The organism is Bradyrhizobium sp. (assembly GCF_030646015.1).
GTDB lineage: Bacteria > Pseudomonadota > Alphaproteobacteria > Rhizobiales > Xanthobacteraceae > Bradyrhizobium.
The window spans coordinates 1-25,560 of the sequence record NZ_JAUSLT010000106.1 but is presented as its reverse complement, the minus strand read 5'-3'; the positions used below and the strand labels follow the sequence as shown (position 1 = coordinate 25,560).

Here is a 25,560-nt window from a genome sequence, read left to right as displayed (position 1 = left end):
ATGGCGGATGGATTGCTTGCCCTAATGCTGGGCCGCCTGGTCGCATTCGCGAGCCACGACCTCACCAATCTTGCCACGCAAAATCGATGGCCTCTCCTGCTCACCTTCGTCGACATGGTTTGGGGGACGTTCGTCACGGCTCTCGCGGCCTTGGCGGGCTTTAGCGCAATCCGAACACTGCCACCCGGCGAGTGAAACCCGGTTACTGGACTCCAGCGGGCCTCAACCTTTCGTCGGCAGGACAAGCCATGCAAGTAATGACCGCAGCCACATCAGGATCGAAGCAACTCGAATATCTGTTGGCGCAAATTGCCGTCATGCAAGATCAGATGGCGTTTGCCGAACTCTATACTGCGACCAGGGGCAAGCTCTTCTTGACGGTTCTCCTCATAGTCAGGCGCTGGGATCTGGCCGAAGAGGTTATCCAGGACGTTTACGTGCGCATCTGGCTGAACGCGAACTCATACCGCTCATCATCCGGGTCGCCGATGACCTGGATGATCACCATCGCCCGAAATCTGGCGATAGACCTGATCAGGATGACGGCGCGGGAAAGTTACTCCGACGATTCAGTACTGCTCGAAATACCCAGTGACGGTCTCACCGCTGTTGAAGCAATCGAGGCGGTGGAGGATCATCGAACTGCGCTCAAGCACCAACAGAATATGCAGTCAGCCTTGCAATCTCTCGATCCAATGAGACGCGATCTTGTCATCGCAGCCTACATTCATGGTGAAAGCCGGGAGCAGATCTCAAAGAGAACCGGGGTGCCTGTTAATACCGTCAAGACCTGGATAAGAAGGGCCTTGTTGGAGGTAGCAGCATTTCTCCGCAATATGGAAAAGCAGGAACAGATTGTCTTCCAGGCTGCGCAAGATACGCGGAAAGACCAATCTGCACGGGCGGTTCCGACAATGAGCGCCGTCAGCCAAGCGGGTGCCCACGCCACGTGAGGTTGCGGCCAAAGAACAGGCTTTGATCCATCACTCCAGCCCTTTCCCGATCGAAGCCGGATATATCCGGCTCCGATGATCTGAGTCGCCAGAGGCGGGGCAACCCATTCAGAGATCACCGCCACTGCCCGGGCATAGCGGATGCTTTCAAACCAATCCGACCCCAAGCCTTCCCGCCGCCCCTGCATTCGTGCTTATATTGATCCAGCGATAAATAACCGCGACTCGATAGGGGAGGACTCTGATTGGCGTCCGTGGATTTGCGCGGCCTGACCAAGCGATTTGGAGCGCTGGCGGTCGTCGATGACGTCAGCTTACGGATCGATCATGGCCAGCTGGTCTGCCTGCTCGGCCCATCCGGCTGCGGCAAGACCACGACGCTGCGGCTGCTGGCCGGATTCCTCGAGCCCTCGGACGGCGAGATCCTGGTCGGCGACCGGCTGGTGTCCTCGAAAGCGCGCACGCTGCCGCCAGAGCAGCGCAAGATGTCGATGATCTTCCAGAGCTACGCGCTATGGCCGCACATGACGGTGACCGAGAACATCATCTACGGGCTTCGCTTGCGGAAACTGGACCGCGACACCATCGCCAAAAAGCTCGACGTGATCCTGCGGGCGACGAAACTCGAAGTGCTGGCGCAGCGTTACCCCGGCGAATTGTCGGGCGGACAGCAGCAGCGCGTGGCGCTGGCGCGCGCCCTGATCGTCGAGCCGGAGACGCTGCTGCTCGACGAGCCCTTGTCCAACCTCGACGCCAATCTGCGCGAGGAGATGCGGTTCGAGATCAGGCGGCTGCACGACGAATACCGCTACACCACGGTCTACGTCACCCATGATCAATCCGAGGCGATGACCACCGCCGATTTGATCGCGGTGATGAATGCCGGCAAGGTCGACCAGCTCGGCACGCCCGAAGATATCTACGACCGGCCGCAATCGGAATTCGTCGCGCGCTTCATCGGCGCCAGCAATGTGCTCAAGGGCACCGCCCGCGACGGCAACCATATCGAATTTGCCGGAGCCACTCTGCGGGTAACGGGTGCCGCGCTCAACGCCGGCCAAAGCGGCGCCGTCGCAATCCGCCAGCATGACATCCAGTTGTCGACGCAGGCGCCGCAGGATCCGCAGAACGCGGTGAAGGTCACCGTGACACGCCAGGTCTTTCTCGGCGCCAGCCGCGACTACATGGTCGAGACCGCTGACGGCACCACCCTGCGCGTGGTGACCGCGACCGAGAACGCCGTGGCCCGGGGCGCCGAGGTCTGGCTGCATCTGCCGCCGGAACGCTGCCGGGCGCTGAGCCGCTGATACGACGAGACGGAGGACGCGATGAAGAAGAAGCAAAGGCTTTCCAGGCGCGAGATTCTCAAGGCCTCGCTCAAGGGTTCGGCCGCGCTGGCGCTCGGCACCGTGTTCGCCTCGCCCGCCCGCGCCGCGGCGCCGCCCGCTGAAGCCATCACGCCGCAACTGATCGAAGCGGCGAGGAAGGAAGGCAAGGTGGTCTGGTACACCTCGATCGATCTATCGGTATCCGAGAAGATCGCCGCCGCCTTCAAGGAGAAATTCGGCGGCATCGAGGTGCGGGTCGAGCGCACCGGCGCCGAACGCGTATTCCAGCGCATCGGCCAGGAATATGCCAGCAACGTCCATGCCGTCGACATCGCCAACTCGTCCGACGCCGCGCACCTGCTGTCCTGGAAGCGGCAGGGCCTGCTGCTGCCCTACGTGCCGGAGGACGTGGCGAAACATTACAAGCCCGAGCACCGCGACGCCGACGGCACCTATGCCGGCTTCCGCGCCACGCTGAGCCCGATCGCCTACAACACCAGACTGGTGAAGGCCGAGGATGCGCCGAAGAGTTTTGCCGATCTGCTCGACCCGAAATGGAAGGGCAAGATCGTCAAGGCCCATCCCGGCTACAGCGGCACCATTTTGACGGCGACCTTCGAGATGGTGCGCGACATCGGCTGGGAATATTACGAAAAGCTCGCGAAACAGAACATCATGCAGGTGCAGTCGGCGACCGATCCACCGAAGAAACTCTCGCTGGGCGAGCGCAGCGTGATGGCCGACGGCACCGAATACAATGTCCTGCTGCTCAAGGAGGCCGGCCAGCCGGTCGAGCTGGTCTATCCCGCCGAGGGCACGCCCTTCATCGTCGGGCCGAACGGCATCTTCAAGGCGGCGCCGAATCCCAACGCGGCAAAACTGTTCCAGAATTACTGCTTCACCCCTGAGGCGCAGCGGATCGTGATCGATGCCGGCGGGCTGCGCTCGCTGCATGCGCAGGTCAAGGAGCATGCCGGCCGCAAGCCGCTCGCCGATATCAAGCTGATGAAGGAAGACGCTGAGGGCGCGGAGAAGGCGAGCGAAGAGATCAAGGCAAGGTATCAGAAGATTTTTCGGGTGTGATGCGAGATCGTCATTGCGAGGAGCTCTTGCGACGAAGCAATCCACCTTTCGTGCAGCAGCAAGAAAGCTGGATTGCTTCGCTGCGCTCGCAATGACGGGTCAGAGATATGGGAACCACGATGCCAAATGACCTCACCCGACGCGATCTCATCAAGGGCTCAGCCGCCCTTGGGCTCACACTGTTCGCTGCCCCCGCAAGGGCCGCAGCACCCGAGCCTGTCGCCATCACGCCACAGCTGATCGAGGCGGCAAGAAAAGAAGGCAAGGTGGTGTTCTACTCGTCGATGGATCTCCCCGTAGGCGAGAAACTGGGAAAAGCTTTTGAGGCGAAATATCCGGGGATGGCCGTGCAGATCGAGCGCTCCGGGTCGGAGCGGCTGTTCCAGCGGGTGGCGCAGGAATTCGGCTCGGGCATCCGCGCGGCCGACATCATCAACAGCTCGGACGCCTCGCACTTCATTACCTGGAAGCGAGACAATTGGCTGGCGCCGTTCGTGAGCGAAGACATCGCGCAGCATTTTCTTCCCGGGTTTCGCGATCCCGACGGCATGTCCGCAACGTCCCGAATCTATCTGTCGTCGATCGCCTACAATACCAGCCTGGTGAAGCCCGAAGACGCCCCGAAAAGCTTCGCGGATCTGCTTGATCCGAAATGGGCCGGCAAAATGGTCAAGGGTCATCCGGCCTATAGCGGCACGATCATGACCGCGACCTTCCAGATCGTGCGTGAATTGGGCTGGGAATACCTCGAGAAGCTCTCGAAGCAGCGCGTGATGCAGGTGCAGTCCTCGACCGACCCACCGAAAAAGCTCTCGCTCGGCGAACGCGCCGTGATGGCCGACGGCAACGAGTATGGCGTGGTATTGCTGAAGGAAGCCGGCCAGCCGGTCGAGCCGGTCTATCCCACCGAGGGCACACCGACCATCGCGGGGCCGACCGGCATCTTCGCTAGTGCGCCGCATCCCAATGCCGCGCGGCTGTTCCAGGCATGGCTGCACACCCGCGAGACCCAGCAATTCTTCACCGACTACACCGCGCAGTATTCGGCGCACGCGCAGGTGCAATCGAAGCCAGGCCGGCGGAAAATTTCCGACATCAAGCTGATGAAGGAGGATGCCGCAGGCGTCGAGAAGATGGCGGAAGAGATCAAGACGCGCTACGCGAAGCTGTTTCGGGTGTGACGCATGACGCCATGCGCCGCAGCTTCCTCTTCACCTCTCCCCGCTTGCGGGGAGAGGTCGACGCGCATCGCCAGATGCGCGGCGGGTGAGGGGGACTATCGGTTGCACCAGACTCGCGGAGAGTCCCCCTCACCCCAACCCTCTCCCCGCAAGCGGGGAGAGGGAGCTTGCGCTGCGAGATACGGAACAAACGCATGACCCTCACCACCACCATCGACGGCAGCAAGGGCACGTTCGACTGGACCAGGCCGGTGCTGGCGCTGTTCGCGGCGTGCCTGGTGCTGCTGATCGTGTTGCCGTTGTCGTGGCTCGCGGTCTACAGCGTCACCGACAAGGCCGGGCGCGTCACGCTGCAGAACTTCGTCACGCTGTTTTCGGATCCCGATTTCCTCGATCCGCTGATGACCACCGCCATCATCGCCACCAGTTCGGCCCTGATCTGCTGCGTGATCGCCGCGCCGATGGGATGGCTGGTGTCGCGCACCGACATGCCCGGGCGTCAGTTCATCCGCGCGTTGGTCACCGCTTCGTTCGTGACGCCGCCGTTCCTCGGCGCGGTGGCCTGGGAACTGCTGGCGGCGCCCAACAGCGGGTTGCTGAACCAGCTGTATCGCCTGGTCACCGGACAGGAAGCCGGCGTGCATTTGTTCAACATCTATTCGCTGACCGGCATCATCTTCGTCATCTCCTGCTACACCTTTCCCTTCGTGTTCGTGCTGGTGGCCAACGCGCTCGACAACATGCCGGGCGAACTCGAGGATGCCTCGGCGATCCTCGGCGGCAGGGCGTGGACCACGGCGCGGCGCGTCACCATTCCGCTGGCGCTGCCCGCCCTCGTCGCCGGCGCGCTGATCGCCTTCCTGCAGGCCATGACCCTGTTCGGCTCACCGGCGATCCTGGCGCTGCCGGCCGGCTTCCATACCATGACCACGAAAATCTGGAGCCTGTTCCAGTATCCGCCGAAGCTGGAATTGGCCGCAGCTGCCGCGGTGCCGCTCTTGCTGCTGACCATCCTGCTGCTGCAGGCGCAAAAATTCATCCTCGGCCGCCGCGGATATTCGGTGGTCGGCGGCAAATATGGCGCGCCGCGCCGCGTCGAGATGGGAGGGTGGCGCTGGGTCGCGCTGGGATTTTGCCTGCTGATCCTGCTGAGCCCGGTATTCCTGCCCTATTTCGCGCTGCTCAACGCCGCATTCTCGCCGAACGCGACCACGCTGGTGACGCCGGCCACCGCAACGCTGCACAACATCGTCTTCGTCTTCACCGAACTGTCATCGACCCAGCTGGCGCTGAAGAACACGGTGATTCTCGGCGCCTCCACCGCGACCATCGGCACCGTGCTGGCGCTGGTCGTCGCCTATGTCACCACGCGCCGCGCCATCACAGGCCATCGCCTGCTCGGCTTTCTCGCCACCGCACCGGTTGCCGTGCCCGGGATCGTGCTCGGCGTCGGGCTGTTCCTGAGTTACACGCGGCCGCCTTTCGTGCTGTACGGCACGCTGTGGATCCTGCTGATTGCGTTTCTCACCATCAATTTGCCGTCGGCCTATCAGCAATTGCAGGCGGCGTTCGCCACCATCCATCCCGAGCTGGAGGACGCCAGCCGCATCCTCGGCGCCACCAGATTGCAGTCGCTGCGCCAGATCACCGCGCCCTTGCTGCGCACCGGCGTGATCGCGACCTGGTGTTTTATCTTCATCGGCGTGATGCGCGAACTCTCGGCTGCGATCATCCTGTTCACGTCGCAGACCAAGGTCCTGTCGGTTCTGATCTACGACCTCAACGAGAGCGGCGACCTCGCGGCGATTTCAGTGCTGGGCATCGCGATGCTGGTGATCACCTTCGCGGTGGTGCTGGCAGTCAACCAGATCCCGGGCTTTGGGACCGGCGCAACGGCGAGATTGCGGAATAGCTAAACTCGTCAGATTTGATGGCGCACTGTTGCAACGCGCAAGGTGCGCCCCCTCTCCCATGGGAGAGGGCTGGGGTGAGGGGGTACGGTCTATCGTTGGCGTGTAACCCCTCACCCGGCGCTGCGCGCCGACCTCTCCCTATGGGAGAGGTAAGACAATCCCGCCGCCGCGAGCATGGGAATTCGCTTGCGAGACCCGATATAGCGTGTTGAGAACAGCCGCCCACAGAGGCGAACGAGGAACCGAGTGACACAGTCGAACAAATCCAACCCGGCGCCCGTGGCGCCGCGCCGTCCGCATGCCTTCACTACCCACGGCATCCCGATTGTCGACGATTACGCCTGGCTGAAGGATGCCAACTGGCAGGAGGTGCTGCGCGACCCGTCGGTGCTGGACCCGGATATCCGCAAATATCTCGAAGCCGAGAACGACTATACCGAAAGCCTGCTCGGCCACACCGCCGGCCTGCAGAAGACGCTGGTTGCGGAAATGCGCGGGCGCATCAAGGAGGACGATTCCAGCGTGCCCGCGCCGGATGGTCCCTTCGCCTATTTGCGCAAATACCGCGAGGGCGGCCAGCACGAGATGTTCGGCCGGATGCCGCGCGACGGCGGCGAGGCCGAAATCATTCTCGACGGCGACAAGCTCGCGGCCGACCACAAATACTTCCGGTTCGGCGGCGCGCGGCATTCGCCTGACCACAAGCTTCAGGCCTGGAGCGCAGATATCAAGGGTTCGGAATATTTTTCGATCCGCGTGCGTGACTGGGCCAATGGCGCCGACCGCGACGACCTCGTCGAGGAGACCGACGGCACGGTGGTGTGGAGCGCGGACAGCAAGGCGTTTTTCTACGTCAAGCTCGACGACAACCACCGGCCAATGCAGGTGTGGCGCCACCGCCTCGGCTCGCCGCAGGCGGACGACGTCCTGATCTATGAAGAAAAGGATGCCGGCTGGTTCACCCATATCCATGAAAGTTCGAGCGGCCGCTTCTGCGTGATCGCCGGCGGCGACCACGAGACGTCGGAACAGCGGCTGATCGATCTGGCCGATCCCTCCGCACCGCCGCGGCTGATCGCGGCGCGCGAGGAAGGCGTGCAATACTCGGTCGCCGACCGCGGCAATGAGCTGTTCATTCTCACCAATGCCGGCGGCGCCATCGACTTCAAGGTCGTCACCGCACCGCTTGACTCGCCGGAGCGCGCCAATTGGCGCGACCTGATCCCGTATCGCGAGGGCGTCTACATCCTCGATGTCGAACTCTATGCCGGCCACATGGTGCGGCTGGAGCGCGCCAACGCGCTGCCCGCCATCATCATCCGCGATCTCGTGACCTCGGAAGAACACGCCATCGCCTTCGACGAAGCGGCCTATTCGCTGGATACCATGGGCGGCTACGAGTTCGAGACGACGAACCTGCGCTTCTCCTATTCGTCGATGACGACGCCGTCGGAAGTCTACGACTACGACATGGCGAGCCGCAGCCGAATCTTGCGCAAGCGCCAGGAGATCCCGTCCGGCCATAACCCCGCCGACTACGTCACCACCCGCATCATGGCGACCGCGCATGACGGCGCGCAGGTGCCGGTCTCGATCCTGCACGCCAAAAACCTCAAGCGCGACGGCACCGCCCCGCTGCTGCTGTACGGCTACGGCTCCTATGGCATGGCGATGCCGGCGTCGTTTTCCGCCAACCGGCTGTCGCTGGTCGATCGCGGTTTTGTCTATGCCATCGCGCATATCCGAGGGGGCGCCGACAAGGGCTGGGGCTGGTATCTCGACGGCAAGCGCGAGAAGAAGACCAACTCGTTCGACGATTTTTCGGCGTCGGCGCGCGCGCTGATCGAAGCGAAATACACCGGAGCAAAACGCATCGTCGGCCATGGCGGCAGCGCCGGCGGCATGCTGATGGGGGCGGTTGCCAACCGCGCCGGCGAACTGTTCGCCGGCATCGTCGCCGAAGTGCCGTTCGTCGACGTGCTCAACACCATGCTCGACGACACCCTGCCGCTGACGCCGCCGGAGTGGCCGGAATGGGGCAACCCGATCGAGAGCGAGAAGGATTTTCGCACCATTCTGTCCTACTCCCCCTACGACAATGTCGCGGCCAAGGAATACCCGAAGATCCTGGCGATGGGCGGGCTGACCGATCCGCGCGTCACCTATTGGGAGCCCGCGAAGTGGATCGCGCGGCTGCGCGCCACCATGACATCAGGCGGCCCGGTCCTGCTCCGCACCAACATGGGCGCCGGCCACGGCGGCGCCTCCGGCCGTTTCGACCGGCTCGACGAAGTCGCGATCGCCTACGCGTTTGCGCTGTGGGCGGTGGGGATGGCGGAGAAGGGCGAGGTGTAGATGCTCCCTCTCCCCGCTCTTCGCGGGGAGAGGGTTGGGGGTGAGGGGCTCTCTCAACAGGCAGACTCGTGGAGAGTCCCCCTCACCCGGCGCTACGCGCCGACCTCTCCCCGCAAGCGGGGCGAGGTGAGCTTTCGATGACCGAGCGAGCACGGGAGCGCACCATGCCCAAGTACACCAAGACCGATTTTCCCGTCGAAAACGTCTGCCGCTTGCTCGAGCCGGGACCGGTCGTCCTGGTCAGCTCCGCGCACAAGGGCGCGACCAACATCATGACCATGGGCTGGCACATGGCGATGGAGTTTCAGCCTGCGCTGGTCGGCTGCATCATCTCGAGCGCCAACCACAGTTTCGAGATGATCCGCAAAAGCCGGCAATGCGTGATCAATATTCCGGCCGCGGATATCGCCGCCACGGTGGTGAAGATCGGCAATTCATCGGGGCGCGATATCGACAAGTTTGACGAATATGGCCTGACGCCAAAGCCCGGCAGACACGTCCGGGCGCCGCTGATCGCCGAATGCTACGCAAATTTCGAATGCCGGCTGGTCGATGCCAGCCAGGTCAGGAAATACAACATGTTCATCTTCGAAGTGGTGAAGGCGCATGTGGCGACCTCGCCGAAAGTTCCGAAGACGATTCACTACCGTGGCGACGGTGAGTTCATGATATCAGGAGCCAACACGCGCAAATATCGCAGGCTGTTCAGGCCGGAGATGTTGTGAGCATCGCTTATCGTCCCGTCGCTTTGCGCCACGCCACGAAATCGACCAGTGTCTGCTCGTCGGTGGCGGGGTAGAGGCCGAAGATGCCGCGGCCTTGTCGCACCTGCTCGGTGACAAAATCCTCGAATGCGGTCATTTCAAAGGCTTCATTGGCGATTTCGTCGGCGAGATGGGCGGGGATCACGATCACGCCGTCGCTGTCGCCGAGGATGACGTCGCCGGGAAACACCGGCGCGTCGCCGCAGCCGATCGGTCCGTTGATCTCGATTGCCTGGTGCAGCGTCAGGTTGGTCGGCGCGCTCGGGCGGTGGTGAAAGGCGGGAAAGCCCAGTTTTGCGATTTCGGCGGAATCGCGAAAGCCGCCATCGGTGACGACGCCGGCGACGCCGCGCTGCATCAGCCGGGTCACCAGAATGGCGCCGGCCGACGCCGCGCGGGCATCCTTGCGGCTGTCCATGACCAGCACAGCACCTGGCGGACAGTCTTCCACCGCCTTGCGCTGCGGGTGGGAGCGGTCGCGAAACACGTCGAGCTTGTTGAGGTCCTCGCGCGCCGGCATGTAGCGCAGGGTAAAGGCTTCGCCGACCAGCGTCGGCTGATCGGCGCCAAGCGGGTGGACATCCTGGATGCACTGCATTCTGAAGCCGCGCTTGAACAGCGCGGTGGCCACGGTGGCGGTGGACATGGTTTTCAGTTTGGCGCGGGTGGCGTCGCTGAGTTTGGTCATGATTCCTATTCTCCACTACTTGTCATTCCGGGGCGCGCCCTCGGTCGGCAATTGCCGACCTGAGGCGCGAGCCCGGAATCCATAACCACGATCGTGAGTATGGATTCCGGGCTCGTTCCGCTTCGCTCCACGCCCCGGAATGACGAGATAATTTGCCTCCGGAACGACGGATCAGTAAATCGACGGCTCATCGACCGGCTTGCCGAAACCGGTTTCGAGGAAATCGAAGTCGCAGCCCTCATTGGCCTGCTTGATGTGTTTGGTGAACATCCAGCCATAGCCGCGCTCATAGCGGCGCTCCGGCGGCTGCCATTCGGCGCGGCGCTTTGTCAGTTCGGCTTCCGGCACATCGAGGTTGATGGTGCGCGCGGCGACATCGAGCGAGATGCGGTCGCCATTGCGCACCAGCGCCAGCGGCCCGCCGATATAGGACTCCGGCGCGACATGCAGGATGCAGGCGCCGTAACTGGTGCCGCTCATGCGCGCATCCGACAGCCGCACCATGTCGCGCACGCCCTGCTTCACCAGTTTGGTCGGGATCGGCAGCATGCCCCATTCCGGCATGCCCGGCCCGCCCTGCGGCCCGGCATTGCGCAGGATCAGCACGTGATCCGCCGTCACGTCGAGAGCGGGATCGTCGATCGCCTTTTTCATCGAGGGGTAATCGTCGAACACCAGCGCGGGACCGCTGTGCTTGAGGAAGCGTGGCTCGCAGGCGCTCGGCTTGATGACGCAGCCATCCGGGGCGAGGTTGCCCTTGAGCACCGCGAGCGCGCCCTCGGCGTAGATCGGATTTTCGACCGTGCGGATCACGTCGTCATCATAGACTTCGGCCCGCGCGATGTTCTCACCGAGGGTCTGGCCGGTCACGGTCATGACGTCGAGATGCAGGTGCTGCTTGATCCGGCTCATCAGCGCCGGCAATCCGCCGGCATAGAAGAAATCTTCCATCAAATATTTGTCGCCGGAGGGACGGACATTGGCGATCACGGGCACCTTGCGGCTGGCAATTTCAAAGTCGTCGAGGCCGATGTCCTGGCCGGCACGGCGCGCCTGCGCGATCAGGTGGATGATCGCATTGGTCGAGCAGCCCATCGCCATCGCCACGGTGATGGCGTTCTCGAACGCCTTGCGGCTCTGGATCTTCTGCGGCGTGAGATCTTCCCACACCATCTCCACGACCCGGCGGCCGCATTCCGAGGCCATGCGGATATGGCCGGCGTCGGCGGCCGGGATCGAGGACGCGCCCGGCAGGGTCATGCCGATCGATTCGGCGATCGCGGTCATGGTGGAGGCGGTGCCCATGGTCATGCAGGTGCCGTAGCTCCGCGCAATGCCGGCCTCGACATCGACCCAGTCCTTGTCGGAGATTTTTCCCGCGCGCCGCTCGTCCCAGTACTTCCAGGCGTCGGAACCCGACCCTAAGGTCTTGCCCTTCCAGTTGCCGCGCAGCATCGGCCCCGCGGGAAGGTAGACCGTCGGCAGGTTCATCGAGGTGGCGCCGAGCAGCAGGCCCGGCGTGGTCTTGTCGCAGCCGCCCATCAGCACCACGCCGTCGACGGGATGGCCGCGCAACAGCTCCTCGGCGTCCATCGCCAGCATGTTGCGGTAGAGCATGGTGGTCGGCTTCAGGAAGGATTCCGACAGCGACAGCGCCGGCAATTCCATCGGGAAGCCGCCGGCCATCAGCACACCGCGCTTGACGTCGTCGACCCGGCTCTTGAAGTGCATGTGGCAGGGCTGCGCGTCCGACCAGGTGTTGAGGATCGCGATGACCGGACGGTCCTTCCACTCCTCCGGCGCGTAGCCCATCTGCATCGCGCGGGAGCGATGGCCGAAGGCGCGCAAATCGTCGGGCGCGAACCAGCGCGCGCTGCGGAGCTGGTCGGGGGTCTTTTTCTTGTCGGTCATGTCGGGGTCATTCCTGGGCTCAAGACTGCGTGCCCCACTTTTGCACGGTGTTGCGCTCGATGGTACGAAAGATCAGGTTTTCCACGACCAGGCCGATCACGATCACCGTCAGAAGGCCGGCGAAAACGGCGGGAATGTCCAGCAGGTTGCGGTTCTCGAAGATGAACCAGCCGAGCCCGCCCTGCCCCGACGACACGCCGAATACCAGCTCGGCCGCGATCAGGGTGCGCCACGCAAACGCCCAGCCGATCTTGAGGCCGGTGAGGATCGAGCCGAACGCCGCGGGAATCAGGATGCGGGCCACATAGGGCAATCCGCGCAGGCCGTAATTGCGGCCGACCATGCGCAGCGTGTTGGACACGCTCTTGAAGCCGGAATGGGTGTTGAGCGCCACCGGCCACAGCACTGAATGGATCAGCACGAAGACCAGGCTGCCATTGCCGAGGCCGAACCAGATCAGCGCCAGCGGCAACAGCGCGATCGCCGGCAGCGGGTTGAACATCGCCGTCATGGTTTCGAGAAAGTCGGTGCCGATCCGGGTCGAGATCGCGAGGATGGTGAAGATGGCGGCGAGCACGATGCCGGCGCCGTAACCCATGAACAGCACCTTGAGCGAGGCCCAGGCCCGCATCGGAATGGTGCCGTCCATGACCTTCTCGTACATGGTGATGACGGTGTCGTGGAAGGTCGGAAACAGCAGCGGATTGTCGAGGAAGCTGCCATAGGCCTCCCACACCACCGCGAGGAGAACAATGATCGCCGCCTTGCGAACAAAGCCGTCATTCCACAGCAGTTCGGGAAGGCTCAGCTTGCGCTCGACCGCCGCCGGGTCGCTGGCCACCACCGCGTCGCTGCGCATCAAAATTCTGGCTTCACCCATGGCGCGCGCTCCCTAATGTGCCGTCGCGGCGTCGGCGAACAGAAGGTCGTGAATCTGCTTCTCGAGCCGGCCGGCGCTGCCGTCCTCGCCCGAGACCTTGTTGACATCGACGATCTCGGCCTTGACCCGGCCGGGATGCGGCGACAGCAGCAGGATGCGGTTGCCGATCTTGATGGCCTCGGCGATCGTATGGGTGACGAACAGCACGGTGAATTTTGTCTCTTCCCACAGCTGCAGCAATTCGTCCTGACAGGTCCGCCGCGTCAGGGCGTCGAGCGCCGCGAACGGCTCGTCCATCAGGAGGATGTCCGGCTCCATCGCCATGCCGCGGGCGATGGCGACGCGCTGTTTCATGCCGCCGGACAACGTATGCGGATAGCTGTCGACCACGCGGGTCAGACTGACCTTCTCGAGATAGGCGCGGGCGCGTTCCTCGGCTTGCCTGCGCGGCAGCCGCCGCGTCATCAGCAGCGGAAACATGACGTTTTCCAGCACCGTCTTCCACGGCAGCAGCTGGTCGAACTCCTGGAAGATCATCATGCGGTCGGCGCCGGGCTCGGTGATCTCGCGCCCGTTGATCCGCATCTGGCCTTCGCCCGGCGTCATGTAGCCGCCGACCGCCTTCAGCAACGTCGACTTGCCGCAGCCGGAGGGGCCGAGCAGCACGAAGCGGTCGGAGCGATCGACGCTGAACGACACCTTCTCGGTCGCGGTCACCACCACGCTTGAAGTCTTGTAGCGCAGCGTCACGCCACTGACGTCGAGGAGCGCGGCCATCTGGCTCAGTTGCCCTTCAGATCGTGGGCGACCGGCAGATAATAGTCGGTCCAGGCCTTCGGCTGGGTCTTCAGCGTGCCGGTCTTGAACAGATGGGCGGCGAACTTCATGGTGCCCTGCGGCTGCAGGTTCCACTCCATCATGCCGGGCTCCTTGAGCCATGCCAGGAGGTCGTCAGCGCTGGTCTTGTCGCCGGTGATTTCCTTGTAGATATCGACGGCGGTTTTGGTGTCGCTGCGGATCAGGTCCTGCGCTTCCCTGGTGGCGTCGCGCACCGCCTGGATGATCTTCGGGTTGGCGTCGGCGAATTTGGTGGTGGTGAAGAACTGCGCCTGGCTCAGCGGCCCGCCCATCACGTCGGGCGATGACAGCACAATATGGGCGCCGGGGACATTCTTCAGTTCCAAAAACGTGAACGGCGGAATCGAGAAGTGATTGCGAACCTCGTGCTGCGGGTTCGACAGCGCCACATAGGCATCGGGGTGGCCGAGTTGCACGGTGTTGGCGTCCAGCTTCGACCATTGATCGGCGCCGAACAGCTCGGCAGCGGCGATCTGCAGCACGATCGCCTGGGTCGAGACCTTGACGGTGGGCACCGCGATCTTGTCGTTCGGGCCGATATCCCTGAGCGACTTGATGTTGGCGTCGCGGCTGATCAGCGTCATCGGCTGCGCCGAGGTGGCGACGATGCCCTTGACGCCGCCGCGGGTGCGATCCCACAGCAACAGCAGATTGCCGGTGCCGGTGTTGAGGATGTCGACGCCGCCCGCCAGCAAGGCGTCGGTCTGTGCGCCGCCGCTGTTGAAGGTGAGCCACTTGGTGGTGATGCCCGCAAGCCCCAGCGCCGCGGCGTGCTTCTCGATCAGCTTCTGCTTCTCCATGATGTGCGACGGCATGTAGAAAATGCCGGGCTGCCGCGACAGCGCGATCTCGGTCTTGGCTTGCGCCAGCGCCTGCGATCCCGACAGTGCGACGCCGAATAGCGCAGACGCCAGGGCGCCGGCGCGCCACATCATCTTGTTCATAATCTCACTCCCCTTCACTGCCATTGGTTGACCGTTTCGCGGAGATGCACTAATACATTAGTGCATCTGTTGCAAGCGCCTTTCCCGACCCTTGCCTGACCCTTGCCCGACCACCCCGGTTCCCTGATGGATTCACCACAAATCGCTTCCCGCCGAGCCACCCCGCATTCCGCCGACCGGCTCGATCGCGACCGTCAGGCCGCACCCCAGGTGTTCGAGCGGCTGCGCGACATGATCGTCTCGCTCAAATTGCCGCCTGGATCGCCCTTGTCGCGCGCAGCACTTGCCACGCAGTTCGGCGTCAGTTCGACCCCGATCCGCGACGCGCTGATGCGGCTCGAGGAGGAAGGCCTGGTCGACGTCTTCCCGCAACATGCCACGGTCGTGAGCCGGATCGATGTGCGGCTGGCCCAGCAGGCGCACTTCCTGCGGCAGGCGCTGGAACTGGAAATCGTCAAGGCCCTCGCGCTGGAGCATGTCGATGCCCTGATCGACGAGTTGAACGGCACCATTGCGCTGCAGCAGAAATTCACTCGCGCCGGCGATTTCGAGAAATTCATGGCTGCCGACAATGATTTCCATGCGCAGCTCTATGCCGCGACGGGCAACCGGGCGCTTTGGGATCTGGTGCGCAGCCGCAGCGGCCATATCGATCGGCTGCGCCGGCTGCATCTGCCTTCGCCGGGCAAGGCGCAAGACATCGTGCGCCATCACAAACTCATCGTCGCGGCGATCAGCGCCAACCAGCCTGATGAAGCCCAGCGTCACCTGCGCCAGCATTTGTCGGGAACGCTTGGGTATCTGGCCGAAATTCGCGCGCGTTTTCCGGAATATCTTAGCGAATGATTCATGCGGAGGCGCAAGTCTCCGGCCTGATGATCCTTCAGTAGTTCTACGGGTCCGTAACTTAACACCCGAAGAGCACCGGACCCGTAACGATATCCCACCGAGGTGAGTCGCGCTGCGCTGCAGGAGCGACGTTGCACCGTCGCCTTCTCGATGCACCGGCAAGAGGGACGAAAGGTTCGAATTCGTCATGTATTCTTCCCGTGGTAACCGAGGTCGCATCCATCTGCCGATCTGGGCCGGAGCATTCGTGGCTCTGATTTGTGTCGCCATTCTCGTGCTGAGCGGCTGGCGGGAGTGGTCGACTCGGGACGCGGAGTTGCAGAATGCTGAAATCGACATGGCGAACCTTGCACAATCTCTTGCGCAACACGCGAACGACACCTTCGAACTGACCGACAACGTCCTGATCGGCATGGTCCATCGACTGCAGATTGACGGCGCCGGAATCGAAGCCATTGCACGGCTTCAGACCTTTATCGACCTTCGCAAACGCGGTATGGGTCGTATTCGCGGCCTGTTCGTATACGACGAAACCGGTCGCTGGCTTGCAACCTCCGAAACAGTGAGTCTGAAAGACTTCAACAACAGCGACCGCGATTATTTCCGTCATCACGCTCATTTGGACGACCGCGCCATGCTGATCGGGCGGCCTGTCAAAAGCCGTTCCGGTGGACAGTGGATCATCACCGCCTCAAAGCGCTTCAACCATCCGGACGGCCGATTTGCGGGCGTCGTATTGGCCTCTCTTGACGCGGCATACTTCGCGCAATTCTTCGAGAAATTCAACATCGGCCGGAACGGCGCGGTTAGCCTGCTGAACTCCGACGGTATTGTTCTCGCGCGCCATCCCGACAACGACGTCTATATCGGCCGAGACCTGTCGAGTACCCCACTGTTCAAGGAGCGTGACAAACATCCGGCGTCAGCCCCCTACTACTTCAAATCGCCGTTGGACGGAGTGCAGCGATTGAGCTTCTACAAGACAAGCGAAAATTTTCCCCTGATGATCTTGGCCACCCAAGCTCAGGAAGAGGTGCTGGCGCCATGGCGCCAGGATGCGGCCACCCGCACGATGATCGTCGTCGCACTCCTGACGATCATTGCCGTGATCGGCTTTTACTTCGTGCGGCAGTTGCAAGCGCGTCATCTCATGGGTGCCGCACTCGAAGCAAAGGAGGCCGATTTCCGCCTGCTTGCGGAAGAATCCAGCGACATGGTGACCCGCATCGGAATGGATGAACGCATTCGTTATGTTTCGCCGTCATCGATACGGGTGGTGGGCTGGCGGCCGGAACAGCTCCTGGGTACGCCGGCGTTGGCGGGGGTGAATGCCGAGGATATGCCGCGGGTTAAGGCGATGATCGCAACGCTGAAGTGGGGGGACGAAGAAGACGCCCGGATCGCCTATCGCAGCCGTCATCGGGAGAAGGCGGAAATCTGGATCGAATCCACCATGCGTGTCACCAAGGAGTATGGCACGGCAGAAATCAACGGTGTCGTCGCGATTTCGCGCGACATGACGGAACATAAGGACCTCGAACAAAAACTGGCAGCACTCGCAACCATCGACGGCCTCACCGGACTGGCAAATCGCAGACATTTCGACGAGCATCTGGAAAGGGAATGGGCACGGGCGCGACGCGATGGCACCACATTGTCCCTGCTGTTGATCGACGTCGATCATTTCAAGAAGTACAATGATCGGTATGGACATCAGGCGGGTGACGCATGCTTGAAGTCAGTTGCACAAGCGCTGGCTGCGCAGGCTCGACGGCCCGCAGACATGGCTGCGAGATACGGCGGCGAAGAGTTTGTTCTGCTTTTGCCGGATACCGACTCCGCAGGATGCGAACAGATGGGAAAGAAGATCCGGGATTGCCTCGCTGTCCTTGGAATTGATCACGAATTCAACCTCCCGTCTCGAAAGCTGACGGTGAGCATCGGTGGCGCGACGATAGATTGGCAAGACCCGCAAGCCCAAAGCTCGTCGCTGATCGAAGCGGCAGACCAGGCGCTGTATTCTGCGAAGGATGAAGGGCGAGATCGAATGGTGATGTCCGGACCCGTCCTGGCGCCCCGGCTGATCGCGCCGGGTTTGACACCCTCGCTGGTGTCCTGATGGCAGAGCACCGGGCAACTCCGCGACACCGGGTCCTGAAGGCCGGAATCATAGAATTCGGCGGCGGGGCCATCGATTGCACCGTCCGCAACATGTCCGAGGCGGGAGCGGCGCTGGACGTGGCCAGTCCGATCGGGATCCCCGATCGCTTTGGCTTGATCTTGCCGGCAGAGGGGCGGTGTTTGCCCTGCCACGTGGTCTGGCGGAAGGAAAAGAGAATCGGAGTCGCGTTCGATCGGGATCAGTGACATTTTTTTCTCCCGAATCAAATTCTCCTGCACATCCCCTTGATCGGTGTCTGCCCTGAACCGTGCAGATGGAATGGGTTCTCGGCCATCGTTCCAACAGAATCAACGCGTCGTCCACCGATGGAAATGCTTGCGTGTGAATGCAAATTCAGCAACCCTTTTGCGACAGACCGGTGTTGATTCCAGATTCGAAGCGGAGAGTTGGACTTGGCAAAGATTCTGGTCGTGGACGACGACATTGCCGTGCAGGCGACCATCCGGATTTTGCTGGAACGGGCCGGCCACAGCGTTGTCGTCGCCGGCGATGGCCGCAAAGGGCTCGCGGTATTCGAGACAGGTGAATTCGATCTGCTGTTTCTCGATATCTTCATGCCGGGCATGGACGGCCTGGAAACCATGCGGCTGGTCCATCAGCAACAACCCCTGATCCCGATCATCGTGATATCAGGCAATCCCGTAACTTCCGATTCCGGCTCCGGCCCGGATTTCCTGACCATGGCCACCAAGCTCGGCGCGGTCAGGAGCCTGCAGAAGCCCTTCAAGCCGGCCGCGCTGCTGGCGGCCGTTGCCGGGTCCCTCGAGGCCGCACAGCGTGCGTCGTCAACATCCCAGCCCGCCGGTGAGGTTGCTTCCCGCCCATAAAGCGGAATAGCGTTGGGCGTCCCGGCCAGCCGCGCACCATGGCGGGATAGAGTGGTGCGAAGACCAAGATGACGCTTGCAACCAGATTAGCCGTCGCGATGATCCTGCTGGTTGCGCTCGCGGTATCCGCGGTCGGATGGCTGAGCTATCGCAACCTGGAGCAGGCGCTGCTGCCCCGCATGCTCGATCGCATCGAGACGCATTCCCGGCTTGTTGCCGCCGAACTGGACTCGCATGTGCGCAGCGGACCCGGCGACATTGCCACCTTTCACGGCCTGGCGGCGGTCAGTGGCTTGATGCGCGCCCGTCTCAATGGCGGGATCGATCCGACCGATCAAACCCCGGCGGCGCTCTGGCGCGAACGGCTGGGAACCCGGCTGGCTGCCCAGATGGCGCTCAAGCCGGCCCATTCGCTCCGGTTCATCGGGGTAGAGGACGGCCACCGGGAGCTCGTTCGCGTCGACCGCTCCGGACCCGATGGCGCGGTGCGCATCGTTCCGGAAAGCGAGATGCGGCGGGTCGGCGATGCGCCCTACTTCCGGTATACAATCAGCCTGCCCGCGGACGGAATTTACGTCTCGCATGTCGCTCTGAACGCGGAGAACGGTGCCGTCGAGACCCCCCATGTGCCGACGTTGCTAATCGCCAAACCGGTCATGGCGCCCGACGGCAAGCCGTACGGCATCGTCCTTATCAACGCCGACATGCGGCAAGCACTCGATCGCGTCAGGTCGTCGGTGCGGCCGGACGAACACGTCTATGTGGTCGACGGCAGGGGCGAGTACCTGGTTCACCCCGATCGCACGCGGGAATTCGGCTCGCAGCTGGGTAAGCCTAACGATTGGCGAAGCGACTTCCCCAATCTGGTATCATCGCTCGGCGCGAGCCGGAGCTTCGCACAGGCCGTCCCGGAACGGGGCGCTCGTCCGGACGGAATAGCGTTTGCTCCCGCGCGTTTGGCCGGCGGCGAATGGGTCGCCGTCATCGAGCGGCGTCCGAACGCCGCCTTCATGGCGTCCGCCTCGGCGATCCGAAATTCATCGCTCCTGGTCGGACTGATCGCCGTGCTGTGCGCGGCCGCACTGGCCGTGTTCATTGCGAGGACGCTGACCCGGCCGATCATTCAATTGACGGCGGCCGTCGAGGGCGCCGGCCGCGACGGGCTGACCGCCATTCCGGTCGACGCCAGCGGCGAGACCGGCGTACTCGCGCGCGCATTTGCCCGGGTGATGGGCGAAGCGAATGCAAAGGCCGCCGCGCTCGAGCGCGAGGTTCAGGATCATCGCCGCACCGAGGCCGCGCGCGACCATTACGCCTCGCGCGAGCGCCTTTTCAGCGCCGCCGTCGAATCCTCCATTGACGCCATCGTCACACAATCCCTCGAGGGCACGATCACCGGCTGGAACCCGGCCGCGGAACGGCTGTTCGGATATCCCGCGACGGAGGCGGTCGGACAGCAGATCGACCTCATCGTGCCGCCCACCCGTGCGGAAGAGATCCGTGACATCCTGCGTCGGGTCGGCTGGGGCGAAACGATCGAGAACTACGAAACCGAGCGCTTGTGCCGGGATGGCAGCCTGGTCCAGGTCTCGCTCGCCATTTCCCCGATCAAGGCACCCTCGGGACTGATCATCGGTGCATCGACTACCGCTCGTGACATCACGGCAAGCCGAAGGACCGAGCATGCGCTGCGCCAGCAGATCGAGGAGCGCCGCCGCATCTTCGAAACCTCCCAGGACCTGATCCTGGTGATCGATCCAACGGGCGTGCTGGTTCAGGTGAGCCCGAGCGCCGCAACCATCCTGGGATATGCGCCGAAGGAAATGATCGGCCGCAACGCCAGCGAATTCCTCCACCCCGACGACCTCGAGATCAGCCGCGACGAGATGCGCCTGGCGCGGCGCGGCAAGCGGGCGCGGAATACCGATTCGCGCTACATTCACAAGGACGGGCGGATCGTGACGCTGTCCTGGATGGGCACGTGGTCGGAGCCGGTCCGGCGGTATTTCTTCGTCGGCCGCGACATGATCGAAAGCCGGCTGGCGCAGGAGACATTGCGCGAAAGCGAACAACTGGCGCGCGGCATCATCGATACCGCGCTCGACGCCTTCGTCCAGATCGACGAGAACGGCCGCATCCGAAACTGGAATTCGCAGGCGGAAACGATCTTCGGCTGGTCGCACGATGAAGCGCTGGGACAAAAGCTCGGCGAATTGATCATTCCGGAAATCCACCGTGCCGGCCACGCGTCGGGCATCGCGCGCTTCCTGAGCACCGGCGAAGGTCCGATCCTCGGCCGCCGCATCGAGATCGAGGCCCTGCGGCGTGACGGCCGAGAGATCAAGGTCGAGCTCAGCGTCACCGCGTTGAAGCGCCGTGACGGGTTTGTGTTCAACGGTTTCATTCGCGACCTGACCGACAGGATCGCGGCGGAGGACCGGATTCGGCAGGCCGAAAAAATGGAAGCCGTCGGCCAGCTCACCGGCGGCATTGCCCATGACTTCAACAATATCCTGACGGTCATCACCGGAACTATCGAAATTCTGGCCGAGGCCGTCGAAAAGGACCCGCAACTCGCCGCCATCACCAGGATGATCGACGAAGCCGCGTCACGGGGCGCGGATCTTACCCAGCATCTGCTGGCCTTCGCCCGCAAGCAGCCGCTGCAGCCGCGGGAGACCGACGTCAATGAGCTGATCATCGACACCGCCAAGCTGCTGCGGCCCACGCTGGGCGAGCAGATCGAGATCGAATCGGTGTTTGAAGACGAAGCCTGCATGGCGACCGTCGATCCCAGTCAGCTGGCGACCGCCATTCTCAATCTCGCGCTCAACTCCCGCGACGCGATGCCCAATGGCGGCAAGCTCATCCTCGAAACCAGCATGGCCTTTCTCGACGAAAGCTACGCCAGCATGCAAGGCGACGTGCGGCCCGGACGCTACGTGCTGATTGCCGTGAGCGACACCGGAACCGGGATTCCCGCCGCCATACTCGACAAGGTGTTCAACCCGTTCTTTACGTCAAAGGGCCCCGGCAAAGGCACCGGTCTCGGCCTCAGCATGGTCTATGGTTTCGTGAAGCAGTCCGCCGGCCACATCATGATCTACAGCGAGGAGGGCCACGGCACCACGATCAAGATGTATCTGCCGCCGGGCACCGGAGCCCTGTCCGCGGCCGAAGCCGCGATCACGGCGGCCGTTGAGGGCGGTCATGAAACCATCCTTGTCGTTGAAGACGACAAGCTGGTCAGGGATTATGTGCTGACCCAGCTGCATTCGCTGGGCTATGTCACGCTGGATGCGGCCAATGCGGCGGAAGCGCTTGCTTTCGTCGCTGCCGGCAAGGACTTCGATCTGCTTTTCACCGACGTGATCATGCCGGGCGCAATGAACGGCCGCCAGCTCGCCAACGAAGTGCAGAAAACCAGGCCCGGGCTCAAGGTGCTGTTTACCTCGGGCTACACCGAAAACGCGATCATCCATCACGGCCGGCTCGACTCCGGAGTCCTGCTGCTCGCCAAGCCGTACCGCAAGTCGGATTTGGCCGCGATGATCCGCAAGGCGCTCGCCGGCTAACTCCGGACGTCGTCCCGGCCTGGTGCGCAATCGCGCACGGGGCGCCGGGACCCATACGCCGGGGCCTCTCGTTCAGGCAAGGTGTCAGACGGCTTACTTCACCGCGATCATCGGTGGTTATGGGTCCCTGCGTTCGCCGGGACGACGCAAAGACATTGACGCGCCGGTTCAGGAGTCGCGCGCGGCGGTCATCACGATTCGAATGAGATCGGCCGCATTCCTGGCGCCGAGCTTCTTCATGATGTTGGCGCGATGATCTTCGATGGTGCGCGGACTGATTCCGAGATGGCGCCCGGCTTCCTTGTTGGAAGCGCCCGACGTGAATTGCTCCAGCACTTCGCGTTCGCGCCGCGTCAACGGCTCCCGTCCCGGAAAATGCAGCGACGCGGTTCGTGAGGCGGAGTTCTCTGCCTGCCGGCGTGCATATGCCCCGATCGCTTCGTCGAGCCGGGCCACGATTTCGCTGCCGCGGAACGGTTTTTCGATGAAATCCAGCGCGCCATTCTTGATCGCGCTGACCGCCATGGCGATGTCGCCCTGGCCGGAGATCATGAAGATCGGCGCGGGATAATCCTCGCCAGACAGCTCCTTCAGGATGTCGAGGCCGGATTTGCCGGGAATATTCACGTCGAGCAGGATACAGGCCGGCGTTCGCGTGCGCGCCACTGCCAGCAGCGCGGCGCCGTCGGCAAAGCAAATCACCTGATAGCCGCCCGCCGACAACACCATCGACAGGGTGTCGCGGACGGCGGGGTCGTCGTCGACCACGAAGATCTCGCGTTGGGAAGCAGAGTTCTCAGCCATGTGTCGGTCCATCGACAGTGAAAAAATACACGCCCATTCGCCGCACGATACTGCCCTAATGCAGATTCGAGCCCACCCGTATTTGTACGGGACGCAGCCTTAACGCACAAGTAGCGCCGCGGGCATAAAAATGTGTGCAGGAGAGCAATCATGCAGGCGACAACTGACGGCAGGGTTCCGGACCCGTCCGGCGACCGGAATCACAGCCACCATTCGATCGTTTCGGAGCTGGTTTCGCTGATCGAGCACGTCCAGGCCGGCATGAAGCAGCTTGAAGCCGCCATTACCAGGGAATCCGCTCCCGGCAACCAGGATGCTGCCGGCAACGTTTTCGTCCTGGACGACGTCACCCCCCGCTACGCGAAGGTGAACGCCGCGCTGAACGCCTGCAATGCCGGCCTTGGCATCGCCCTTCACCATCTGCTGGATGCCAGGGCACCCAGACACCAGGCCGGCGATTTCACGGCGAGCGACCACCGGCCGGTTCGCCTGATCAATCACGCCTGAAGTGCCTGATTCGGCTTTTTGAGGCCGAGCCGCGGAAAACTTGCGATGCCATCCCTCAAAAGGTTTCTGTTGTATTCAACCGCCTGCTGCGATCGCTTGCCGCCAGGCTGCCCGGCCCGGTCCGCCCTCAGGCGCCTATCAGCGTATCCGTTGACATGGCGTTCGCCCGCTTCTTCTTGTTCTTTCCCTTCAGGAAGGAAACGTCGATCTCGGCGCCGTTGACGCGGACCAGCTCGCACCGCCGATAGGCGAGGCCGGTCGACGACAACAGCAGAAAGAACTCCTTGAGATTGAGCCCCTGAATCGAGCCTTCCACGGTCAGGATGGCGTCGTTGTCGGAGATGGCGTTGAGCAGGCAATCGCGGCGCCAGGTACCGTCGATGCCCATGATGCAGACACCATAGCCACGGCTGAACGTCACGCGCTCCGGTGCTTTTGCATCATCGCCCATTCGTCAATGCCCCGCCATCGCAGCGAACTTCGGCGCGGCTGCGCTCGCGGCCGGCAGCTTTGCCGGCGTCGCGCCTGCGGCATTGGGCCGGTACAGACCGCGCTTGTCCGGGAACGGCTTGAAGACATCGGTCAACCCGACCACGGTTTCCGCCGCACCCAGCACCAGAAAGCCGTCCGGCTCGGTGATCTTGGCGAGGCGATTGAAGATGTTCACCTTGGTTTCCTGGTCGAAGTAGATAAGGACGTTGCGGCAGAAGATCACGTCGAAGGTGCCGAGCTGGGAGAAGTCGTGCAGCAGATTGAGCTGCCGATGCTGAACCATGGAGCGAATGTCGGGGTTGATCTGCCAGAGTTCGCCGGTCTGCTTGAAGTATTTGACGAGCATCTGAATCGGCAGGCCGCGCTGAACCTCGAACTGGCTGTAGATTCCCGCCTTGGATTTCTCCAGCACTTCCTGCGACAGGTCGGTGGCGATGATTTCGATCCGCCAGCCGGCGAGCATGGCGCCCATTTCCTTCAGGCACATCGCCAGTGAATACGGCTCCTGGCCGGTCGAACCGGCGGCGCACCAGATCCGAATGCTCTTGCGGCTTGCGCGGGCCTTCACGATCTCCGGCACGATGGAATCGCGAAAGTGATCGAACGGAACCTTGTCGCGAAAGAAGAACGTCTCATTGGTGGTCATGGCCTCGACCACCTGGGTGGTGAGATCGGCGGATCCGCCCTTCATCTTCTGCACGAGTTCGGTGATGTCGGACAGTCCCGCCTTCCGCGAAAGCGGCAGCAGCCGGCTTTCGATCAGATACTGCTTGTCGGCGGACAGATCGAGACCGGAGCGGTCCTTGAGGAGTTTGCGAAAATATTCATAATCGGGCGGGGTCACTGGCGGCCTCTCTTACAACGCTAACGCTACGGGCAGAACCGGATTATTCCGGTACCGCGATCAGGCCTACTTCCTGGAACTTGGCCGCGATGATTTCCTTGTCGAACGGCTTCATGATGTATTCGTTGGCGCCGCCTTCAAGCGCGCGCTCGATATGTTCGATGCCGTTCTCGGTAGTGCAGAACACTACCCTCGGCGTGTCACCACCGGGCATGCGGCGCAGATGGCTAAGGAAGTGATAGCCGTCCATCACGGGCATGTTCCAGTCGAGCAGCACCGCTTCCGGCATGGCCTTCTTGCAGACAACCAGGGCGTCCACGCCGTCCTCGGCCTCGATGACCTGAAAATCGAGTCCTTCCAGAATACGGCGCGCGATCTTTCGCACGATGCTGGAATCATCGACAACGAGACAGGTTTGCATTTCTAGGCTCCTTCTTTCACGAGTGGCCTGTGCCAATTACTATGCTGCGAGCGAGGTCTTGGGCACGATTTCGAGCACGCGGTCGACGTCGAGCACGACCATGAGCTGGCCGTCGAGGCGGTGCACGCCGCCGGCGAGCTTGGCCATGCGGGGGTCGAGGTTGACGGGGTTTTCCTCGCGGCCGTCGTCGGCGAGCTTGAG

At 62.7% G+C, this 25,560-nt stretch carries 23 protein-coding genes and 1 pseudogene; 14 read left to right on the top strand and 10 right to left on the bottom strand.

Features of this window, described 5'->3' with window-relative positions; translation table 11 throughout:
* From Q7T45_RS17135 to Q7T45_RS17100, 8 genes are all read left to right on the top strand, one after another.
* A complete protein-coding gene (locus Q7T45_RS17135) occupies positions 1–195 on the top strand; it encodes a DUF2177 family protein (protein WP_370691297.1) in 195 nt (64 codons plus the stop codon).
* 53 nt (positions 196–248) lie between these two features.
* Positions 249–953 carry an RNA polymerase sigma factor gene (locus tag Q7T45_RS17130; protein ID WP_304872138.1) on the top strand — a complete coding sequence of 235 codons (705 nt, stop codon included), beginning with the start codon at positions 249–251 and terminating at the stop codon, positions 951–953.
* Positions 954–1,207: 254 nt separating this feature from the next.
* Positions 1,208–2,260: an ABC transporter ATP-binding protein gene (locus Q7T45_RS17125; RefSeq protein ID WP_304872189.1), complete on the top strand. Its 1,053-nt coding sequence runs from the start codon at positions 1,208–1,210 to the stop codon at positions 2,258–2,260.
* A 21-nt stretch (positions 2,261–2,281) separates the two neighbouring features.
* Positions 2,282–3,364, top strand: a complete 1,083-nt coding sequence (locus Q7T45_RS17120; RefSeq protein WP_304872137.1) for an ABC transporter substrate-binding protein — start codon at positions 2,282–2,284, stop codon at positions 3,362–3,364.
* A gap of 119 nt (positions 3,365–3,483) precedes the next feature.
* Positions 3,484–4,545 carry an ABC transporter substrate-binding protein gene (locus Q7T45_RS17115; protein ID WP_304872136.1) on the top strand — a complete coding sequence of 354 codons (1,062 nt, stop codon included), beginning with the start codon at positions 3,484–3,486 and terminating at the stop codon, positions 4,543–4,545.
* 194 nt (positions 4,546–4,739) lie between these two features.
* A complete protein-coding gene (locus tag Q7T45_RS17110; RefSeq protein ID WP_304872135.1) occupies positions 4,740–6,461 on the top strand; it encodes an iron ABC transporter permease in 1,722 nt (573 codons plus the stop codon).
* A 243-nt stretch (positions 6,462–6,704) separates the two neighbouring features.
* Positions 6,705–8,813 carry a S9 family peptidase gene (locus tag Q7T45_RS17105; RefSeq protein ID WP_304872134.1) on the top strand — a complete coding sequence of 703 codons (2,109 nt, stop codon included), beginning with the start codon at positions 6,705–6,707 and terminating at the stop codon, positions 8,811–8,813.
* A 164-nt stretch (positions 8,814–8,977) separates the two neighbouring features.
* Positions 8,978–9,538, top strand: coding sequence for a flavin reductase family protein (locus tag Q7T45_RS17100; protein ID WP_304872188.1), 561 nt, complete (start codon positions 8,978–8,980; stop codon positions 9,536–9,538).
* 7 nt (positions 9,539–9,545) lie between these two features.
* Here the strand turns inward: Q7T45_RS17100 and Q7T45_RS17095 are convergent, their stop codons facing one another.
* The 5 genes from Q7T45_RS17095 to Q7T45_RS17075 all read right to left on the bottom strand — a co-directional run bounded on the left by Q7T45_RS17095 (position 9,546) and on the right by Q7T45_RS17075 (position 14,846).
* A complete protein-coding gene (locus Q7T45_RS17095; RefSeq protein ID WP_304872133.1) occupies positions 9,546–10,265 on the bottom strand; it encodes a ribonuclease activity regulator RraA in 720 nt (239 codons plus the stop codon).
* A gap of 171 nt (positions 10,266–10,436) precedes the next feature.
* Positions 10,437–12,176, bottom strand: a complete 1,740-nt coding sequence (gene araD, locus Q7T45_RS17090) for an L-arabinonate dehydratase (RefSeq protein WP_304872132.1) — start codon at positions 12,174–12,176, stop codon at positions 10,437–10,439.
* A gap of 19 nt (positions 12,177–12,195) precedes the next feature.
* Complete coding sequence (locus tag Q7T45_RS17085) at positions 12,196–13,056, bottom strand: ABC transporter permease (RefSeq protein ID WP_304872131.1); 861 nt, start codon at positions 13,054–13,056, stop codon at positions 12,196–12,198.
* 12 nt (positions 13,057–13,068) lie between these two features.
* The gene (locus Q7T45_RS17080) at positions 13,069–13,833 is read right to left on the bottom strand and encodes an ABC transporter ATP-binding protein (protein ID WP_304872130.1); all 765 of its coding nucleotides are present in this window, start codon (positions 13,831–13,833) and stop codon (positions 13,069–13,071) included.
* Between the two features lie 5 nt (positions 13,834–13,838).
* Positions 13,839–14,846, bottom strand: a complete 1,008-nt coding sequence (locus Q7T45_RS17075) for an ABC transporter substrate-binding protein (RefSeq protein ID WP_370691299.1) — start codon at positions 14,844–14,846, stop codon at positions 13,839–13,841.
* A 138-nt stretch (positions 14,847–14,984) separates the two neighbouring features.
* Here Q7T45_RS17075 and Q7T45_RS17070 point away from each other — a divergent pair, with 138 nt between their 5' ends.
* From Q7T45_RS17070 to Q7T45_RS17050, 5 genes are all read left to right on the top strand, one after another.
* Entirely contained in the window at positions 14,985–15,704 is a 720-nt protein-coding gene (locus Q7T45_RS17070) for a GntR family transcriptional regulator (RefSeq protein WP_304872128.1), read from the top strand.
* A 190-nt stretch (positions 15,705–15,894) separates the two neighbouring features.
* Complete coding sequence (locus Q7T45_RS17065; RefSeq protein WP_304872127.1) at positions 15,895–17,826, top strand: diguanylate cyclase domain-containing protein; 1,932 nt, start codon at positions 15,895–15,897, stop codon at positions 17,824–17,826.
* A complete protein-coding gene (locus Q7T45_RS17060; protein ID WP_304872126.1) occupies positions 17,826–18,074 on the top strand; it encodes a PilZ domain-containing protein in 249 nt (82 codons plus the stop codon). Before Q7T45_RS17065 ends, Q7T45_RS17060 begins: the two co-directional genes overlap by 1 nt.
* A 207-nt stretch (positions 18,075–18,281) precedes the next feature.
* Positions 18,282–18,716 (top strand): response regulator, encoded by a 435-nt coding sequence (locus tag Q7T45_RS17055; RefSeq protein WP_304872125.1) that lies wholly within the window; start codon positions 18,282–18,284, stop codon positions 18,714–18,716.
* 68 nt (positions 18,717–18,784) lie between these two features.
* Entirely contained in the window at positions 18,785–22,291 is a 3,507-nt protein-coding gene (locus Q7T45_RS17050; protein WP_304872124.1) for a PAS domain S-box protein, read from the top strand.
* Between the two features lie 168 nt (positions 22,292–22,459).
* Here the strand turns inward: Q7T45_RS17050 and Q7T45_RS17045 are convergent, their stop codons facing one another.
* A complete protein-coding gene (locus tag Q7T45_RS17045; RefSeq protein ID WP_304872123.1) occupies positions 22,460–23,095 on the bottom strand; it encodes a response regulator transcription factor in 636 nt (211 codons plus the stop codon).
* Positions 23,096–23,245: 150 nt separating this feature from the next.
* Between Q7T45_RS17045 and Q7T45_RS17040 the strand changes: the two genes are divergently transcribed.
* Positions 23,246–23,602, top strand: coding sequence for a hypothetical protein (locus tag Q7T45_RS17040; protein WP_304872122.1), 357 nt, complete (start codon positions 23,246–23,248; stop codon positions 23,600–23,602).
* A 127-nt stretch (positions 23,603–23,729) separates the two neighbouring features.
* Here Q7T45_RS17040 and Q7T45_RS17035 read toward each other — a convergent pair whose 3' ends face one another.
* The 4 genes and pseudogenes from Q7T45_RS17035 to Q7T45_RS17020 form a co-directional block, all read right to left on the bottom strand.
* Positions 23,730–24,053 carry a PilZ domain-containing protein gene (locus Q7T45_RS17035; RefSeq protein ID WP_304872121.1) on the bottom strand — a complete coding sequence of 108 codons (324 nt, stop codon included), beginning with the start codon at positions 24,051–24,053 and terminating at the stop codon, positions 23,730–23,732.
* 3 nt (positions 24,054–24,056) lie between these two features.
* Complete coding sequence (locus tag Q7T45_RS17030) at positions 24,057–24,938, bottom strand: protein-glutamate O-methyltransferase CheR (protein ID WP_304872120.1); 882 nt, start codon at positions 24,936–24,938, stop codon at positions 24,057–24,059.
* A 43-nt stretch (positions 24,939–24,981) separates the two neighbouring features.
* Positions 24,982–25,359, bottom strand: coding sequence for a response regulator (locus tag Q7T45_RS17025; protein ID WP_304872119.1), 378 nt, complete (start codon positions 25,357–25,359; stop codon positions 24,982–24,984).
* 39 nt (positions 25,360–25,398) lie between these two features.
* Positions 25,399–25,560: pseudogene (locus tag Q7T45_RS17020) on the bottom strand (chemotaxis protein CheW); the annotation flags it as partial.